Annotated in this window: 15 protein-coding genes and 1 pseudogene; 5 read left to right on the forward strand and 11 right to left on the reverse strand. The window is 72.3% G+C overall.

The genetic code is table 11. The annotated features are described in order from the left end of the window. The first annotated feature begins 38 nt into the window (after positions 1-38). Complete coding sequence (locus tag ACWCQM_RS29365; protein WP_073747852.1) at positions 39-272, forward strand: hypothetical protein; 234 nt, start codon at positions 39-41, stop codon at positions 270-272. Between the two features lie 64 nt (positions 273-336). After that, entirely contained in the window at positions 337-1,539 is a 1,203-nt protein-coding gene (locus tag ACWCQM_RS29370; protein WP_450918126.1) for a TerD family protein, read from the forward strand. Between the two features lie 113 nt (positions 1,540-1,652). Here the strand turns inward: ACWCQM_RS29370 and ACWCQM_RS29375 are convergent, their stop codons facing one another. From ACWCQM_RS29375 to ACWCQM_RS29395, 5 genes are all read right to left on the reverse strand, one after another. After that, on the reverse strand, positions 1,653-1,883 hold the full coding sequence (locus ACWCQM_RS29375; RefSeq protein ID WP_014156926.1) for a hypothetical protein: 231 nt from the start codon (positions 1,881-1,883) through the stop codon (positions 1,653-1,655). 79 nt (positions 1,884-1,962) lie between these two features. After that, positions 1,963-3,543: a TROVE domain-containing protein gene (locus ACWCQM_RS29380; RefSeq protein WP_450918127.1), complete on the reverse strand. Its 1,581-nt coding sequence runs from the start codon at positions 3,541-3,543 to the stop codon at positions 1,963-1,965. Positions 3,544-3,876: 333 nt separating this feature from the next. Beyond that, a complete protein-coding gene (locus ACWCQM_RS29385) occupies positions 3,877-5,340 on the reverse strand; it encodes an alkaline phosphatase PhoX (protein ID WP_450918128.1) in 1,464 nt (487 codons plus the stop codon). Positions 5,341-5,540: 200 nt separating this feature from the next. Next, positions 5,541-7,022 carry a hypothetical protein gene (locus ACWCQM_RS29390; protein WP_450918129.1) on the reverse strand — a complete coding sequence of 494 codons (1,482 nt, stop codon included), beginning with the start codon at positions 7,020-7,022 and terminating at the stop codon, positions 5,541-5,543. 301 nt (positions 7,023-7,323) lie between these two features. After that, on the reverse strand, positions 7,324-7,965 hold the full coding sequence (locus ACWCQM_RS29395; RefSeq protein ID WP_450918130.1) for a DUF4232 domain-containing protein: 642 nt from the start codon (positions 7,963-7,965) through the stop codon (positions 7,324-7,326). Positions 7,966-8,107: 142 nt separating this feature from the next. Here ACWCQM_RS29395 and dapA point away from each other — a divergent pair, with 142 nt between their 5' ends. Then, the gene (gene dapA / locus ACWCQM_RS29400; RefSeq protein ID WP_450918131.1) at positions 8,108-8,995 is read left to right on the forward strand and encodes a 4-hydroxy-tetrahydrodipicolinate synthase; all 888 of its coding nucleotides are present in this window, start codon (positions 8,108-8,110) and stop codon (positions 8,993-8,995) included. Here the strand turns inward: dapA and dapD are convergent. Together dapD and ACWCQM_RS29410 are read right to left on the reverse strand one after the other, a co-directional pair. Continuing rightward, the gene (gene dapD / locus ACWCQM_RS29405; protein ID WP_450918132.1) at positions 8,992-9,990 is read right to left on the reverse strand and encodes a 2,3,4,5-tetrahydropyridine-2,6-dicarboxylate N-succinyltransferase; all 999 of its coding nucleotides are present in this window, start codon (positions 9,988-9,990) and stop codon (positions 8,992-8,994) included. The two genes, dapA and dapD, sit on opposite strands and share 4 nt — an antisense overlap. Before the next feature lie 9 nt (positions 9,991-9,999). Continuing rightward, a pseudogene (locus tag ACWCQM_RS29410) lies at positions 10,000-11,207 on the reverse strand (MFS transporter). Between the two features lie 83 nt (positions 11,208-11,290). Here ACWCQM_RS29410 and ACWCQM_RS29415 point away from each other — a divergent pair. Beyond that, positions 11,291-12,169 (forward strand): winged helix-turn-helix transcriptional regulator, encoded by an 879-nt coding sequence (locus tag ACWCQM_RS29415; protein WP_450918155.1) that lies wholly within the window; start codon positions 11,291-11,293, stop codon positions 12,167-12,169. Between the two features lie 150 nt (positions 12,170-12,319). Here the strand turns inward: ACWCQM_RS29415 and ACWCQM_RS29420 are convergent, their stop codons facing one another. After that, positions 12,320-12,865 carry a TetR/AcrR family transcriptional regulator gene (locus ACWCQM_RS29420; protein WP_450918133.1) on the reverse strand — a complete coding sequence of 182 codons (546 nt, stop codon included), beginning with the start codon at positions 12,863-12,865 and terminating at the stop codon, positions 12,320-12,322. Continuing rightward, positions 12,865-13,185, reverse strand: a complete 321-nt coding sequence (locus ACWCQM_RS29425) for a DMT family transporter (RefSeq protein ID WP_267076365.1) — start codon at positions 13,183-13,185, stop codon at positions 12,865-12,867. Before ACWCQM_RS29425 ends, ACWCQM_RS29420 begins: the two co-directional genes overlap by 1 nt. A 271-nt stretch (positions 13,186-13,456) precedes the next feature. On the opposite strand from ACWCQM_RS29425, the gene ACWCQM_RS29430 reads away from it, so the two are divergent. After that, a complete protein-coding gene (locus ACWCQM_RS29430) occupies positions 13,457-14,482 on the forward strand; it encodes a hypothetical protein (protein ID WP_450918134.1) in 1,026 nt (341 codons plus the stop codon). A gap of 236 nt (positions 14,483-14,718) precedes the next feature. On the opposite strand, the gene ACWCQM_RS29435 is transcribed toward ACWCQM_RS29430, so the two are convergent. Further along, a complete protein-coding gene (locus ACWCQM_RS29435; RefSeq protein ID WP_073747840.1) occupies positions 14,719-15,057 on the reverse strand; it encodes a metal-sulfur cluster assembly factor in 339 nt (112 codons plus the stop codon). Then, on the reverse strand, positions 15,054-15,509 hold the full coding sequence (sufU, locus tag ACWCQM_RS29440; RefSeq protein WP_073747839.1) for a Fe-S cluster assembly sulfur transfer protein SufU: 456 nt from the start codon (positions 15,507-15,509) through the stop codon (positions 15,054-15,056). The genes ACWCQM_RS29435 and sufU overlap by 4 nt, the downstream gene beginning before the upstream one ends. Between the last annotated feature and the right edge of the window lie 12 nt (positions 15,510-15,521).

Genomic DNA, 15,521 nt, shown 5'->3' on the forward strand with positions numbered 1-15,521 from the left:
GCCGCGACGCGACGGCGCGGGGCGGGCACCATACGGCCATGCCGAAACCTTCCGGATTCCAGTACGAGCAGCACGGCGACGCGGGCGTCACCATCACCCACCACGGCCGCCCCGCGGGCACCCTGCGCGGCGGCCGGGCGGAGAAGTTCCTGGCCGAGGTGGTGTCGGGCGACGCCCAGCTCGTCATGGCGCGCTGGACCGGCGCGTACAAGCACGGCAACGAGCGGGCCGCCCGCGACCACCCGCGCAACCGGGCCCGCGGCGGGCGCTGAGCCGTACGGAGCACGGTACGAAAGGTAAGGGAACGGCAAAGCCGGGTCGTTCGTTACCCCGTGCATGACCGCAATGACACCCGGCTCGAACATCCCTCTCTCCGCCGCCCGCGTGGCGGTGGACGTCGCCGCCCCCGTGCGGCTCGACGTCTCGGGCCTGCTGCTCACCGCCGACGGCAAGGTGCGCTCCGACGACGACTTCATCTTCTACAACCAGCCCTCGGGCCCCGGCGTGACCTACCGCTCGGGCGGCGGGTCCGCGCCCGACGCGATCGTGGTGGACACCACGGCGGTTCCCCCGGGCATCGAGAAGATCGTCGTCACGGCGAGCCCCGACGCCGCGGGCCAGACCTTCCAGGGCGTGGAGCCCACCGCGACCGTGCGCAACGCGGACGACGGCAGCGCGCTCGCCACCTTCACCCCGCCGCAGCTGGGCGGCGAGACGGCGCTGGTGGTCATCGAGATCTACCTGCGCAACGGCGCCTGGAAGGCCCGCGCCGTCGGCCAGGGCTATGCGAACGGCCTGGCGGGCATCGCCACCGACTTCGGCGTCTCGGTGGAGGAGCCGGCCGCGGCTGCCCCGCCCGCCCCGGCGGCGGCGCCCCTCGCACCGCCCGTGGCGCCCCCGGCCACCGCACCCGTGGACCCCCGGATCGCTCCCCCGGCCCCGCCCGCGCCCGCCGGCTCCGGCAAGATCAACCTCGACAAGGGCCGGGTCAGCCTCCAGAAGAACCAGACGGTGTCGCTGGTCAAGGGCGGCAAGCCGCTGCTCTCGCAGGTCAAGATGGGCCTCGGCTGGGAGCCCGCCTTCCGCGGCAAGGACATCGACCTCGACGCCTCGGTCATCGCCTACGGCCCCAACCGCAACCACCTGGACAGCTGCTACTTCGGCAAGCTCTCCATCCTGAACGGCGCGATCAAGCACTCCGGCGACAATCTCACGGGCGAGGGCGCCGGTGACGACGAGGTGATCGTCGTGGACCTCGGCCGCATCCCGGCGGACGCCACCGGCCTGGTCTTCACGGTCAACTCCTTCACCGGCCAGAAGTTCACCGAGGTCGCCAAGGCCTACTGCCGGCTGATCGACGCGACCACCGGCGAGGAGCTCGTCCGCTTCGACCTGACCGGCGCGGAGCCGCAGACGGGCGTGATGATGGCCAAGCTGATCAAGCAGTTCTCCGGCGAATGGGAGATGACCGGTATGGGCGAGTTCGTGAAGTCGCGGACCGTCCGGGGCATGGTGAAGCCCGCCGCGAAGGCCCTCTGACGCCGTCACGGGCCCCGGAACGGCTTCCGGGGCACCCGATGGGGGCCATACCCCTCAGGTGCCCCGGATCCGGAGAGTCTCCGGTGGGACGCGGTGCGTGCTCGTCCGCTCTCTCAGAGCTTGGTCAGCTTGGAGTACGGGCTCAGGATCCTCCCCTGTCGCCCCGAGAAGTCGATGAGCACTGCGTCGTTGTCGCCCTCGACAGCAAGGACTCGTCCGAGTCCGAACTGGTCGTGCGACACCCTGTCGCCCACATCGAAGCATTCGACCGGTGGGGCCGCCTGGGCCGGGCGGTTGAAGGGACTGGAAGGCAGGTGACGCCGGGATCCGGCTGACTGTTTCATTACGGTCGAGTATGCGCCCTGTAAGCGCCCGACGCCATGCCCGACCGCTCCGGAGCGGGCAGTAGTACCGCATTCGTAATCAGCGGTTCCAGGGCCAGTCCGCGCTCCTGCCCGCTTCCAGCAAGGGCACCATGCGGAACGCCGCGTCGGAAAGCCCCCCGAAGGTGTGGCGGTTCTCGCTTCCCGACGGGGCGTGCCCGACCCGGTATCCGGCGAGGTTCCAGGTGTAGACGGGCACGGTGAGCGGGATGCCGTCGGTGGCGTCGCCGTAGTGGGTGAACGACGCCTGCTCGTCGGCGACGATGAGCACCCGGTCATGTGTGCGGTAGTGCTTGCGTACGGCCCGCACCGTGTCGGTGCCGCCCAGGTCGCCGAAGCGCTCCAGGATCTTCAGCACGGACTCGCCCCAGCGGAACGCCACCGGCGCACTGGTCGTCCCGAACTCCACCAGGTCGGCGTCGGCCGCCCGCAGCGCCAGGGCCGCGCCGAAGACGGCCGCCGCGTCGGCCCGGTTCAGCTGGGAGCGGTCCGAGAGCGGCGACCACATGGAGCCGGAGCGGTCGACGAGGATCAGGGTGCGGCCCTGCAGCGCCGGAACGTGTGCCAGCGAGTGGCCGAGCGCCCGCTCCAGCGGGTAGGCCCACCGCAGCGACGGCGCGTGCCGGTACGCCGCGAGGTAGCGGAAGGGGAACTGTCCCGAGGCCGCCACCGCCTCCGGGTCGCTGATCCGTGCCGCCACCTGCGCCGCGACCTCGTCCGAGACCCCCGCCTCGTCGAAGTTCCGCAGGTTGCGGACGAGCGCCATCGCGCCCATGGACGGGATCACGGCCTCCCAGGCCGCGGCGTCCATCGGACCCTGGAGAAAGCCCGCCAGTGCCTCCCAGGTCATGCCCGCGGCGGCCAGCCGGTCCGCGCCGCCGGGCCCGGTCACCACCGCGCGCCGCTCGGCGACCGGCAGGTCCATCAGCTCCCGGTGGGCGATGAGGGTGCGGTTCGACTCGGGCACCACGGCGTTCTCGGGGTGGTGCCTGCGGTCCAGGGCGTAGCGGAAGAGGTCGCCCTGCCAGGGCTTGGTGGGGTCCGGAGCGGCGTGCACCAGGTTGAGGACGTCACCGAAGCGGTAGCCCCTGGACGCGGTGTCGTACTTCAGCAGCGCCTTGCCGCCGTAGAGCCTGCGCACCGCGTCGGCCATGCCCCGCTTGACCGGCTTGGGCACGGCCCGGCCGTAGCGCGAGGTCCAGTAGCCGAGCATTTCACCGGGCTCGTCCGGGCGCAGCAGCACCGAGTCCACGACCTGGCGGTTGGACGGGCCGTCCACCGCGCCGGCGTCGAGCCGCGCCTTCACGTACTCGGCGGCGCCGACGACCGACGCCGTGCGCATCCGCGCCTCGCGGCGCAGCCAGCCCAGCAGTCCCGCCGTCCACTCCGGGTCCTGGACGGCGAGGGTCCGCACGAGTGCGGCGAACCGGGTGTCGCGCTCCTCGCCGCCCTCGTAGAAGGTCTCCTGCGACACGAAGTTCGCGACCGCGAGCAGAAAAAGTTCGGAGCGCGCCTCCCGGAGATGTCCGGCGGCGCCCTGGTGATTGCGCGCGGTGTGCCCGGTCGACCGCACGGGCGAGGTCACGCGGGGACGCGTGGAACGGGTGTTGAAGCGTGCCATGGTGAATTCCCCCGAATTCATGGGGAAGAGCACGGCAAAGGGGTGCCCGAGATCGGAATCGGTGACGGTTGTGTCGATGCTCTACCCGATTGAGCTACCGGCCGGAGCCGGGCGGGACTCGAACCCGCAACCCTCGAATGAGGAAGTATCCGTCGCCTGCGCACCGGGCACCCCGGCGCTCGTGCCTCCCGAGGTCAGGACGGCTGCGGCGCTGTTCGGGAAAGGAAGTAGCCGCTGCCTTCGCACCGGGAGGTGCATGGCCCTGACTTTACGAGGACGACCGCGCGGCGTGCGAGGGAATTTCCCTCCCGCGCCACGCGGCGACCCCGCGCGCTACTTGGCGGGCTGACGCTTCCACGGGCCCGTGATGGCGAGCATGATGCCCGGCGTCTGGATATTGGCGAACAGCGTCTTTCCGTCCGGCGAGAAGGTGACCCCGGTCAATTCGCTGTAGGAGGGGTCCTCCGCCGTTCCGTCGTTCAGCTCGTTGCGCGCGATCGGGTACGTACGGCCGCTGTCGGTCGCCCCGAAGAGGTGCTGGAGTCCGTTGCCGTCCTCGGAGATGACGATGCCGCCGTAGGGCGAGACGGTGATGTTGTCCGGGCCGTCGAGGGCGCCGTCCACGGAGGGGTCGGGGTTGACGCCGAGGAGGACCTTCAGGGTGATCGTGCGGCGCTTGGGGTCGTAGAACCAGACCTGGCCGTCGTGCGCCACGGGGCTCTCGGAGCGCGCGAAGGAGGAGACGAAGTAGGCGCCGCCGTCGCCCCACCACATGCCTTCGAGCTTGCGGGCGCGGGTGATCTGGCCGTCCGCGAACTGCTTGCGCACGGAGACGGTCTTCGCGTCACGGTCGGGGACGTCCACCCAGTCCACGCCGTAGACGGTGCCGATCTCGGTGGCGCGGGAGAGGTCGTCGACGAACGCGCCCTTCTTGTCGAAGCACTTGGTGGCCTGGAGGACACCGGCGTCGTCGGCGAGGGTGCGCAGCTTGCCGCGGCCGTGCTTGAAGCCCTTCGGCGGGACCCAGCGGTAGAGCAGTCCGTTGGGGCCGGAGGCGTCCTCGGTCAGGTAGGCGTGACCCTGCTTGGGGTCGATGACGACGGCCTCGTGGGCGTAGCGGCCGAAGGCCTTGATGGGGCGGGGGTCCCGGTTGGCCCGCTTGTCGTAGGGGTCGACCTCGAAGACGTAGCCGTGGTCCTTGAGGAGGCCGTTCTTGCCGGCCTTGTCCTCGGTCTCCTCACAGGTGAGCCAGGTGCCCCACGGGGTGCTGCCGCCCGCGCAGTTGGTGGAGGTGCCCGCGATGCCGACCCACTCGGCGGTGCGGCCGTCGCGACGGGTCTCCACGACGGTGCAGCCGCCGGCCGCGACCGGGTCGTAGACGAGGCCGTCGGTGAGCGGGACGGGGTACTCCCAGCCGGCCCGGGTGCCGCTCAGCTCGTGGTTGTTGACGAGGAGGGTGACACCGCGGGGGCCCTCGAAGGCGGCGGTGCCGTCGTGGTTGGAGGGGGTCGGCTCGCCGGTCTCCAGCTTGGTGACACCGCTGTGGGTGAGGACGCGGTACGAGAATCCGGCGGGCAGCGCGAGGATGCCGTCGGGGTCGGGGATCAGCGGGCCGTAGCCCAGCTCCTTGCCGTGCCCCTTGCCGTCATGGCCGTGGTGCCCGTCGTGCCCGTGCCGGGCGTCCTCGGCGGCGAGGGCGCCGGGGGCGGTGGCCAGTGCGCCGACGGCACCGGTGAGGGCGATGCCGGCCCCGGTGAGGGCGGACTGTCTGGTGAATTCCCTGCGCGTGACTGACATCGCGGACTCCTGGTGGTGCGTGGCCGGGTGGTTGGCGTGATCACGCTCCCTCCCCCGCACCAACACCAGTTGAACGACGTACGACGTCGAGCGGGCCCGCAGGTCAAGCCCTCCGGCGTTCGGGGACAAAAGCTGCCGCCGGACGTGGTTCCGGCCAGGCGCGGAAGGTCGCGCCTGGCCGGAAAGCCCCCCTGCCCTGCTCAGCCCTTCGTGCGCGAGCGGGCCTTGAAGGCGGCCTTGCGCGCTTCCTTGGCGATCTTCCGGTCGCGGTGCAGCCGGCCTACCGCCTCCAGGACGTCGGCCGTCGCGGGGTGGTCCACCCGCCAGGCCTCGTCGAAGAATCCGCTGTGCTGGCCGGAGAGCCCCTCGACCAGCTCCTGGAGTTCGTCCAGGTCACCGTCGGCGTCCAGCTGCGCGGCGATCGTGTCGACGGCGAGCCAGAAGATCATCGACTCCGGCGGCGCGGGCACGTCCGCCGCGCCGCGCTCGGCCAGCCAGACCCGTGCCAGACCGCCGAGTTCGGGGTCGCCGAGCACCGCGCGCACGGCGGGTTCGGCCTCGGGCCCCACCAGGGCGAGCGCCTGCTGGCAGTGGAGCCTGCGCAGCGGGGCGCGCTCGTCGGCGCCGCGTGCCGCGCCCAGGAGTTCGGCGGCGGCGGGCTCGGCCCCCGCGGCTCCGTGCTGTGCGAGCCACAGGCCGACCTCGGAGCGGGCGGCCTCCTCGGGGTAGTGCGCGATGCCGTCGAGGAGCGCGTCGGCGCCCTTGTCCGCGAGGTCGCCGACGGCGGGTGCGTCCACCCCCGCCTCCAGCATCCGCTCCCGGATGCCGTAGAGGCCCAGCAGCGTCAGCTTCACCATGCCGTAGCGGGTGACGTCCTCGTCGTCGGCGGGCGGCGTGGCCTCCTCGCCCTCCTCGGTCAGCAGCGCCTCGTCCACCGGCTGGTACTCGACGATCCCGATGGGTTCGAGGACCCGGAACTGGTCGTCCAGCCGCATCATGGCCTCCGACACCTGCTCCAGCACGTCGTCGGTGGGCTCGCCCATGTCCTCGGGCACCACCATGGACGCGGCGAGGGCCGGCAGCGGCACCGGGGCGTCGGCGGGGCCCGCCTCCGAGACGGTCAGCAGATAGAGGTTGCCGAGCACCCCGTCGAGGAACTCGGCCTCCGCCTCCGGGTCCCAGTCCAGCGCGTCGAAGTCGACGCTGCCGTCCTCGCCGATGAGGTCGGCGAAGTCGTCGAAGGCCGGGGCGGTGGCGTCCGCGTGCACGGCGTCGAGGCCGTCGAGCCAGATCGCGAGGACGTCCTGCGGGGACCCGGAGGTCAGCAGGGCGAGGTTCTCACCGGCCGTGGCGGTACCCTCGGCGTCGTCTCCCGCGGTCTCACCGAGGCCGTCCTCGTCCTGCGGGTCCTCGACGTCCACGAGCCCCGTGTCGACCGCGAGGCGCCAGGCCTCACTCGCCAGCGCCGCGCCGTCCTCGTCGGCGGTGAGCCCCAGGTGCTCGGCCGCCGCGGGGAGTTGGGCCTCGACGAGCTCGCCACCGGCGCCCACCCGTGTCGTGGGCCCGGCCCAGCGGGCGAGACGTACGGCGCGGACGAGCAGCGGAGCGGCCAGCGCGTCCCGTGCCAGCTCGGCCTCGGAGTGCAGCCGCACCGGCGGCAGGGAGGGGCGCTCTGCGGACATCAGGGGGTTCTCCTCGGGGCGTGCGCGGGCTGTTGTGCGGGGCCGGACCGGTGGCGTACAAGTCCTCGGCCGCGGCCCCAGCGTAGACGCATTTCGTCCCCTGCCGCCCGGTTCTCCCGCCGGCCGGCGGCGGGGCCTCGCCGGGCCGGCTTCTGCCGCTCCGTGGGCGCCGGGGTGCGGCCGTGGCCGTCACCGGTCACGCCCGGGTGGTCCCGGGCCCGCCTCCCGTGGGGTGCCGGGGTCCCCACAGCCGGCACGCGCCCGTGTCCGCCGGGGAGTTGCCCTTCGGGCGGGGACGTGGTCATCCGGTCGTGCCCGTGCTCCAGGCCGTCGTGTTGAGCTCGTCCATCAGCCGTATGTCGTGGCCCTCCAGGGGGAAGACCCGCGCCCCCGTGTCCGGGGCAGCGGCGATCTCCAGGGCGTCGCCCTCGATCAGGTCGCCGCCCTCCTTGGTGGAGACCCAGGCCAGCGTCGAGCGGACCTGCGCGCCGGGCTTGAGCATGACCTCTTCCGGCCCCGGGTCGTTGCCGAACATCGAGCCGCCCGCGTTCACGGGGACGGGAAGGCGCTCACCGTCGTCGCCCAGCGCACGGACGGACGGGTAGCCGTCGACGCGGTACGGCTTCTTCCCGCAGTTGGTGAGCGTGAGGGTGACGGCGCGGTGGAACATCGCCGTCTCCACGGGCCCCATGCCGACGACCACTCCGGAGGCGGGGCAGCCCTCGGCCGGCGGCGCGGGGGTGGGCGCGCCCTGGGCGGGCGCGTCGGCGGCGGATCCGGGGTCCGGGTCCGGCGCGACCCAGGGCGGGCGTGTCGTGGCGGCCGGGCTCGGTGACGGGGCCGGCTCCCCCTCACCCGCGGGGACGAGGAAGCCGGCGCAGCCGGACAGCGTCAGGGTGGCCGCCGCGAGCACGGCGGCCGAGATCGATGTCCGTACGCGCATGCCGTGTGCCCCACCCCTGGAACGGTCCGTCGCCCTTCCGTTCGATCATGCCAGACCGTTCCGCCATCGTTCAGCTTCTCTTGCCCGTCACCCCAAGCAGAACTAAGTGGACCCGTGCCCACCGGGCGCCGAGACTGCGGAGATGACATCCCATACGGCCAGACCCTTCGGCCGCGCCCTCTGCGCCATGATCACGCCGTTCACCGCCTCGGGCGGCCTGGACCTGGACGCGGCCCGCCGCCATGCCTCCGCTCTCGTCGCGGACGGCTGCGACGGCCTCGTGCTCAGCGGCACCACGGGCGAGTCGCCGACCACGACGGACGAGGAGAAGACCGCGCTGCTGCGGGCCGTACGGGAGGCGGTCGGCGGGGCGGTGCCGCTCGTCGCGGGCGTCGGCAGTTCCGACACCCGGCACACGGTCCGGCTGGCGCGGGAGGCCGAGGAGGCGGGCGCCGACGGGCTGCTGGTGGTGACCCCGTACTACAGCCGCCCCCCGCAGGCCGCCGTGGAGGCACACTTCCTCCGGGTCACGGAGGCCACCGGCATCCCGCTGATGCTCTACGACATCCCCGGCCGCACGGGCACGAGGATCGAACCGGCCACGCTCCTGCGCCTGGCGGAGCACCCGCGCGTCGTGGCGGTCAAGGACTGCTCGTACGACCTGCTCGCGGCGACGAAGGTGATGGCGCGGACCTCACTGGCCTACTACTCGGGCTGCGAGGAGCTGAACCTCCCGCTGTACGCACTGGGCGGGGCGGGCTATGTCAGTACGGTCGCCAATGTGGCCCCGGGCCCGATGCGGGCCGTCCTGGACGCGTTCGACTCCGGTGACACCGCGGAGGCCGCCCGCCTGAACGGGCTCACCGTCGGCCTGGTCGAGGCGATGATGTCCTCCGGCCTGCCCGGCACGGTCACCGTGAAGGCGCTGCTCGACGCGGGCCCGGTCCGCGAACCGCTGCAGCCCGCCGGCCGCGAGGCGACCGACGGGCTGCGTGGGCTGTACGAGGAACTCCTCGCCGCTACGGACTAGTTGTGGCTGTGCAGGATGTCGTTCAGCCCGTCCCAGACCGCGTTGTTCGGACGGGCCTCGACGGCGCCGGTGACCGAGTTGCGGCGGAAGAGGATGTTCGACGCACCGGAGAGTTCCCGCGCCTTGACAACCTGTCCGTCGGGCATGGTGACCCGGGTGCCCGCCGTGACGTAGAGCCCGGCCTCGACGACGCACTCGTCGCCGAGCGCGATGCCGATGCCGGCCTCGGCGCCGATGAGGCAGCGCTGCCCGATGACGATGCGCTCCTTGCCGCCGCCGGAGAGCGTGCCCATGGTGGACGCGCCGCCGCCGATGTCGGAGCCGTCGCCGACGACGACGCCTGCGGAGATGCGGCCCTCGACCATGGAGGTGCCGAGGGTACCCGCGTTGAAGTTGACGAAGCCCTCGTGCATCACGGTGGTGCCGGAGGCCAGGTGCGCCCCGAGCCTGACGCGGTCGGCGTCGGCGATGCGCACGCCCTTGGGTGCGACGTAGTCGGTCATCCGGGGGAACTTGTCCACCGAGGTGACCTGGAGGTGCAGGCCCTCGGCGCGGGCGTTGAGCCGGACCTTCTCCAGGTCGTCGACGGCCACCGGGCCCAGCGAGGTCCAGGCGACGTTGGCGAGGAAGCCGAAGATGCCGTCGAGGTTCTGGCCGTGGGGCTGGACCAGCCGGTGCGAGAGCAGGTGCAGCCGCAGGTAGGTGTCGTGCGCGTCGAGCGGCTTGTCGTCGAGCGAGGAGATGACCGTGGACACGGCGACGATCTCCACCCCGCGGCGGGCGTCCACCCCGATGGCGCGGGCGGCGCCCTCGCCGAGGCGGTTCACCGCCTCCTCTGAGCTGAGGCGCTGGGTACCGGCCGGGCCGGGCTCGGCGGCGAGCTCCGGGGCGGGGAACCAGGTGTCGAGAACGGTGCCGTCACCGGCGATGGTGGCGAGGCCGGCGGCGACGGCGCCGGTGGTACGGGCGGAACCCTGGGAAGTCGTGTCGGTCATGACCAAAACCTAACCGCCCGGGCACCGCGCGGGCGAACCGGTCTCAGCGTCCGGGAGGGTTCACCCGGCCGCCTCGCCGCGAGGACCGCCAGCCCCGCGCCGCACGCCAGGACGGCGCAGAGGGGCCAGAGCAGCGCGGGTGCCGCGGAGTACACGGCGCCGCCCAGCGGCGGGGCGAGGACCTGGCCACTGATGGAGGCGCCCGCGTACAGGCTCTGGAACCTGCCCTGCGCGTGGGCGGGCGCCTCGTCGGCGACGTAGGCGGTGGCCGTGGTCTTGTAGAGGATCTCGCCCAGGGTCAGCGACACCATCATCGAGACGGCGAACACCGCGCCCGCCCCGGGTGTCAGCACCGCGTAGCCGAGCCCCACCAGGAGCAGTCCGGCCCCGACGACGGTCAGGGGTGCCCTGCGGCGCAGCAGGTGCGCGGCCGGGAGTTCGAGCAGGAGGATGACGCCCCCGTTGACCGCGATCAGCCAGCCGTAGAACTGGGTGCTGTAGCCGTGGTCGGCGAGGAAGACGGGCAGGGTGGAGTACTGCTGGCGGTAGACGAGGTCGACGCAGACGATCGCGGCGAGCAGGACCAGCACGGCGGGCCTGGCGCGGAGTTCGCTCCAGAGGCCGGGAGCGCCCGGGTCGTGCGAAGGCGCGGCGTGGACGGTGCCGCGGGCCGGCAGGATCGCGGCGGCGTAGGCGGCGAAGAGCAGGGTGCCGAGCCCGTCCGCGAGGAAGAGCCAGTCGTACGAGAAGCGGGCGGCGATCAGCGCGCCGAGCGGCGGCCCTACGGTGAAGCCGCCGTTGGACGCGAAGCGGGTGAGGGCGAAGCTCTGGCGGCGCCCGCCCTCGGGGACCGAGACCGCGACGAGTGCGGCGTTGACGGCGCGCACGACCCCCGAGGCGTACTGGGCGAGCGGCAGCACGGCGTACAGGGCGGGCAACGGGAGCAGAGGGAGCGTCACGAGGGCGGCCCCGCTGACACAGGCTCCGGTCAGCAGCATCCGCCGGTGGCCGTAGCGGTCGCCGAACCAGCCGCCGGTGAAGTTCCCCGCGACGAGTCCGACACCGCCGATGCCGCTGATCACGCCCGCCTGGGCGACGGACAGGCCGCGCGGCCCGGTGAGATAGACGAAGAGGTAGACGAAGGTGAAGCTGACGACGGCGTTGAGGAAAGCGCCGAACGCCAGCAGCCGCACCGTCTTCGGCACGCCCCGCAGCATGTTCCCCCCAGGAGTGAGTTCCTTTTGGGAACGGACTATGGCAGCCTAAGATGCGCGGGTCAACGCAGAAGGAGGCGGACACCGTGCCGCAGCGCACCAGCCTGGCCGACGCCGACTGCGCGATCGCCCAGGCCCTCGATGTCGTGGGCGACTGGTGGACCCTGCTGATCGTCCGGGACACGGCGCGCGGGGTGCACCGCTTCGACGCGCTCCAGCAGGAACTGGGCGTCTCCCGCAAGGTGCTCACCGAGCGGCTCCGCATGCTGACGGACTCGGGCGTGCTGTCACGGCAGCCGTACCAGGAGCGCCCCGTCCGCTACGAGTACCGGCTCACCCCGCGCGGTCGCGCGCTGCTGCCGGTGCTGATCGCCCTCCAGGACTGGGGCGATGCCTGGGTGCTGGGAGAGGGAGAGACGATGGCGACGACCGCGGAGGACTCCAGGGAGGCCGCACGGGTGCATGCCCTGGTGGGCACCAGGCTGCCGGAGCTGGAACTCCTCGACCACGGAGGCGGATCGCGCGACCCTGTCGCCGGCACCCCGCACACCGTCCTTTACTGCTTCCCCGGCGCGTACGCCCGCCGGGACGCCTATCCGCCGGGGTGGGCCTCGATCCCGGGCGCGAGCGGCTGCACCCTCGAATCGTGCACCTACCGCGACCGGTTGGCGGAGTTCACGGCCGCGGGCGCGACCGTGCACGGGGTGTCCACCCAACGCCCCGACGAGCAGCGGGCGTTCGCAGAGAAGGAGGGGCTGCGCTTCCCGCTGCTCTCCGACGCCGGGCTGGCGCTGACGGCGGCTCTGCGGCTCCCGACCTTCCGCGCGGGCGGTGTGACCCGGCTGAAGCGGCTGACCCTGGTGGTGGACCGGAACCGGACCGTCGTCGAGGCGCTGTATCCGGTCACGGACATCGAGGCGAGCGTACGGGCCGCACTGGAGGCCGTACGCCGCGACGCCTCCTGACCCGAGCTGGCTCGGCTCGGCTCGGCTCGGCCCGGCTCGGCTCCCCTCGGCTCGGCAAGCAACACCGCCGCCCGCGACACCTCCTGACCCGGCCCGGCCCAGCCCGGCAGCGACGCCACCGCCCGGCCCTCGGGCCGCCCCGGCCCCGGCTCAGCGACCGCCGTCCGCGACCCTGGCCAGCATCCGCCGGGCGTACTCCGCGTCGAAGTCGCCGCCGGTGAGCAGCGCCTGGAGGCTGATCCCGTCCATCAGGGCGACGAGCGCCCGCGCGGTCTCCGGGTCGGAGCGCGGGGCGATCAGCTCGGCCAGACCGTCGGCCCACTCGGCGGCGACCGGCCTCAGGGCGGGGCGGCGCAGGGCCGCGAGATACAGCTCGTACTCCAGCTCCATCGGACCGCGTCCGCCCGCGAACCACTCCCCCAGCAGCCGGGTCAGCTCGTCGGCGAGCGGGACCCCTGGGTCGGAGAGATACGCGCTCTCCCGCACCGTCGCGGCGAAGCTCTCGTTGCACCGGCGCAGCGCGGCGACCAGCAGCTCGTCGAGCGAGGCGAAGTGGTACGTCGTCGAGCCGAGCGGCACATCGGCCTCGGCCGCCACCGTGCGGTGGCTGAGCCCGGCGATGCCCTTGGCGCCGACGACGCGGATCGCCGCCTCGATGATCCGCTCGCGCCGCTCGGGGTCGTACCGCCGGACCATCAGTGGGCCCCACCCAGATTGAGGACCACGACCCCCGCGACGATCAGCAGGATGCCGGCCAGCTTGACCGGGCCCGCGGACTCTCCCATCCAGACGATCCCGATCGCGGCGACGGCCGCGGTGCCCACCCCGGCCCAGATCGCGTAGGCGGTGCCGATCGAGAGCGTCTTGAGGGTCTGGGCGAGCAGCGCGAAGGCCAGCACATATCCCACGACGGTGACGAGCGAGGGCCACAGCCGGGTGAAGCCCTCGCTGTACTTCATGGCCGTCGTCGCGGTCACCTCGGCCGCTATGGCGGCGGCCAGCAGTCCGTATCCCATACGTACGAGCGTACACAACGCTGCGTACGGCCGTACACAAAGCCGTGGGGCCGCATCCGGACCGGTCAGGGCAGGGTTCGGGGTCACCGGGGGACGCTACGGTGTCCGGACCGGCGCAGGACCGGAACGACTACCGGACGACATGAACAACGGAGTGGCAGTGACGGACGCAGGGTGGGGCGGGGGCGCCTACGGGGGCGCACCGTACGGGGGCGGTCCTTACGGGGGGCCACCGGGATGGGGCGGCTGGGTTCCGGCACCGAAGCCGGGGGTGATACCCCTCGCCCCGCTGAAGCTGGCCGACCTGCTGGGCGGGGCGTTCACGACGATGGGCAGGTACTGGAAGCAGCTGATCGGCATGGCCGCGGCGCTCTACGGCGGCGCCGCGCTGCTCATGGTGGCGGCGGTCGCCGTCGCGTACTCCGCCGTGGCCGACCACCTGGAGCGGGTGGCCTCGCTCAGCTACGAGGAGGAGGCCGCCTCCTCCGACATCGTGCCGCTCGTGGTGTCGGGCGCCGTGCTGCTGCTGCTCGGCATCGTCACGATGGCGATCGTCTCCGGGCTGATGTACGCGGCGGTCCCCGCCGTGCTCCAGGAGGCGGTCCTCGGCAGGCCCGTCTCCTTCGGCACCGTGTGGCGCAGGGCGTGGTCACGGGTGACCCCCGTGATCGGCACGCTGGTCCTGACGGCGCTGATCGCGCTCGTGCCCATCGTGCTGCTGACGGTCACCTTCTTCGCGGTGATCATCAGCCTCATAACCCTGGACGGCGGTGGCGGCACCGCCGTCGCCATGGGACTGGGCGTGCTCGGCCTGCTGCTGACCGCGCCGCTGGCGGCCTGGCTCTGGATAAAGTTCTGCCTGGCTCCGACGGTCGTGGTCTTCGAGGGCCAGGGTCCCGTCGCCGCGCTGCGCCGCTCCTCCCAGCTGGTGCGGGGCGACTGGTGGCGGATCTTCGGCATCACGCTGCTGGCCGGGGCGATGGCCGCGGCGGGCGGCTATGTCATCCAGATGCCGTTCTCGATCCTCGGCATGTTCCCCGGCATGATCGGCACCACGTCGATGGGTGACGACCCGAGCACCGCGGCGGTGGTGGTCGCGGTCAGCGGCTATCTGGTGGCCATCCTGCTCGGGCAGCTGGTGAGCCAGGTGATCTCGACGACGTTCCCGCAGCTGGTGATCGGCCTGCTCTACGTGGACCGGCGGATCCGCACGGAGAACCTGGGCCCGCTCCTGGCCGAGGCCGCCGCCGTACCCCCGGCGGACGCCCCTCCGTACGGCGGCGGCGCCCACCTCTGACCGTCCTCCCGTGAGCCCCGCGCGGGGGCCGGGGCTCACGGGTGTCCACGGTGAGTCGGTCCATGCGAACGGGCTGTGTCCGCCGGACTGCCCGGCGGACACAGCCCGTTGCCACTCACGGCGGGGCCGTCGACGGGGACGGTGGCGGACTCCACCAAGGGACCGTGCGACACAGGACGGCCCCCGGCGGGCGCCGGGGGCCGTCCTGGACATCATGGATCAGACGTTGAAGCCGATCAGACGTTGAAGCCGAGCGCGCGAAGCTGCTCGCGGCCGTCGTCGGTGATCTTGTCGGGGCCCCACGGGGGCATCCAGACCCAGTTGATCCGCAGCTCGTTCACGATGCCGTCGGTCGCGGACTTCGCCTGGTCCTCGATGACGTCGGTCAGCGGGCAGGCCGCGGACGTCAGCGTCATGTCGAGCGTCGCGATGTTCGCGTCGTCGATGTGGATGCCGTAGATCAGGCCCAGGTTGACGACGTCGATGCCCAGCTCGGGGTCGACCACGTCGTACAGCGCCTCGCGGACCTCCTCCTCGGAGGCCGGCTTGACCGTCAGAGTCTCGTTCTCGCTCATGCCGTCTTCCCTTCGGACAGCGCCTTCGCCGTCGCGTCCTTCCACGCCATCCAGCTCAGCAGCGCGCACTTGACCCGGGCCGGATACTTGGAGACGCCGGCGAACGCGACCGCGTCCTCCAGCACCTCCTCCATCGCGTCGTCCGGCTCCAGCTGACCCTTGGACTGCATCAGTTCCAGGAAGGTCTCCTGGATCTTCTGCGCGTCACCCAGCTCCTTGCCCACGAGCAGCTCGTTGAGTACGGAGGCGCTCGCCTGGCTGATGGAGCAGCCCTGGCCCTCATAACTGACGTCGGCGATGGTCTCGCCGTCGTATTTCACGCGGAGCGTGATCTCGTCGCCGCACGTCGGGTTGACGTGGTGCACCTCGGCGTCGCCGTCCCGCAGGCCACGCCCGTGGGGGTGCTTGTAGTGGTCCAGGATCACTTCCTGGTACATGGAATCAAGCTTCACCAGTCAACCCTC

This window comes from Streptomyces sp. NPDC002125 (assembly GCF_053593715.1).

What these genes read in the sequence shown, in the direction of transcription:
- ACWCQM_RS29420 (WP_450918133.1), bottom strand. Translation starts at nt 12,865, where the DNA reads ATGGTCCGGCGGTACGACCCCGAGCGGCGCGAGCGGATCATCGAGGCG.
- ACWCQM_RS29435 (WP_073747840.1), bottom strand. Translation starts at nt 15,057, where the DNA reads ATGAGCGAGAACGAGACTCTGACGGTCAAGCCGGCCTCCGAGGAGGAG.
- dapA (WP_450918131.1), top strand. Translation starts at nt 8,108, where the DNA reads ATGACATCCCATACGGCCAGACCCTTCGGCCGCGCCCTCTGCGCCATG.
- ACWCQM_RS29385 (WP_450918128.1), bottom strand. Translation starts at nt 5,340, where the DNA reads ATGTCAGTCACGCGCAGGGAATTCACCAGACAGTCCGCCCTCACCGGG.
- ACWCQM_RS29395 (WP_450918130.1), bottom strand. Translation starts at nt 7,965, where the DNA reads ATGCGCGTACGGACATCGATCTCGGCCGCCGTGCTCGCGGCGGCCACC.
- ACWCQM_RS29375 (WP_014156926.1), bottom strand. Translation starts at nt 1,883, where the DNA reads ATGAAACAGTCAGCCGGATCCCGGCGTCACCTGCCTTCCAGTCCCTTC.
- ACWCQM_RS29370 (WP_450918126.1), top strand. Translation starts at nt 337, where the DNA reads ATGACCGCAATGACACCCGGCTCGAACATCCCTCTCTCCGCCGCCCGC.
- ACWCQM_RS29365 (WP_073747852.1), top strand. Translation starts at nt 39, where the DNA reads ATGCCGAAACCTTCCGGATTCCAGTACGAGCAGCACGGCGACGCGGGC.
- ACWCQM_RS29425 (WP_267076365.1), bottom strand. Translation starts at nt 13,185, where the DNA reads ATGGGATACGGACTGCTGGCCGCCGCCATAGCGGCCGAGGTGACCGCG.
- ACWCQM_RS29390 (WP_450918129.1), bottom strand. Translation starts at nt 7,022, where the DNA reads ATGTCCGCAGAGCGCCCCTCCCTGCCGCCGGTGCGGCTGCACTCCGAG.
- dapD (WP_450918132.1), bottom strand. Translation starts at nt 9,990, where the DNA reads ATGACCGACACGACTTCCCAGGGTTCCGCCCGTACCACCGGCGCCGTC.
- ACWCQM_RS29380 (WP_450918127.1), bottom strand. Translation starts at nt 3,543, where the DNA reads ATGGCACGCTTCAACACCCGTTCCACGCGTCCCCGCGTGACCTCGCCC.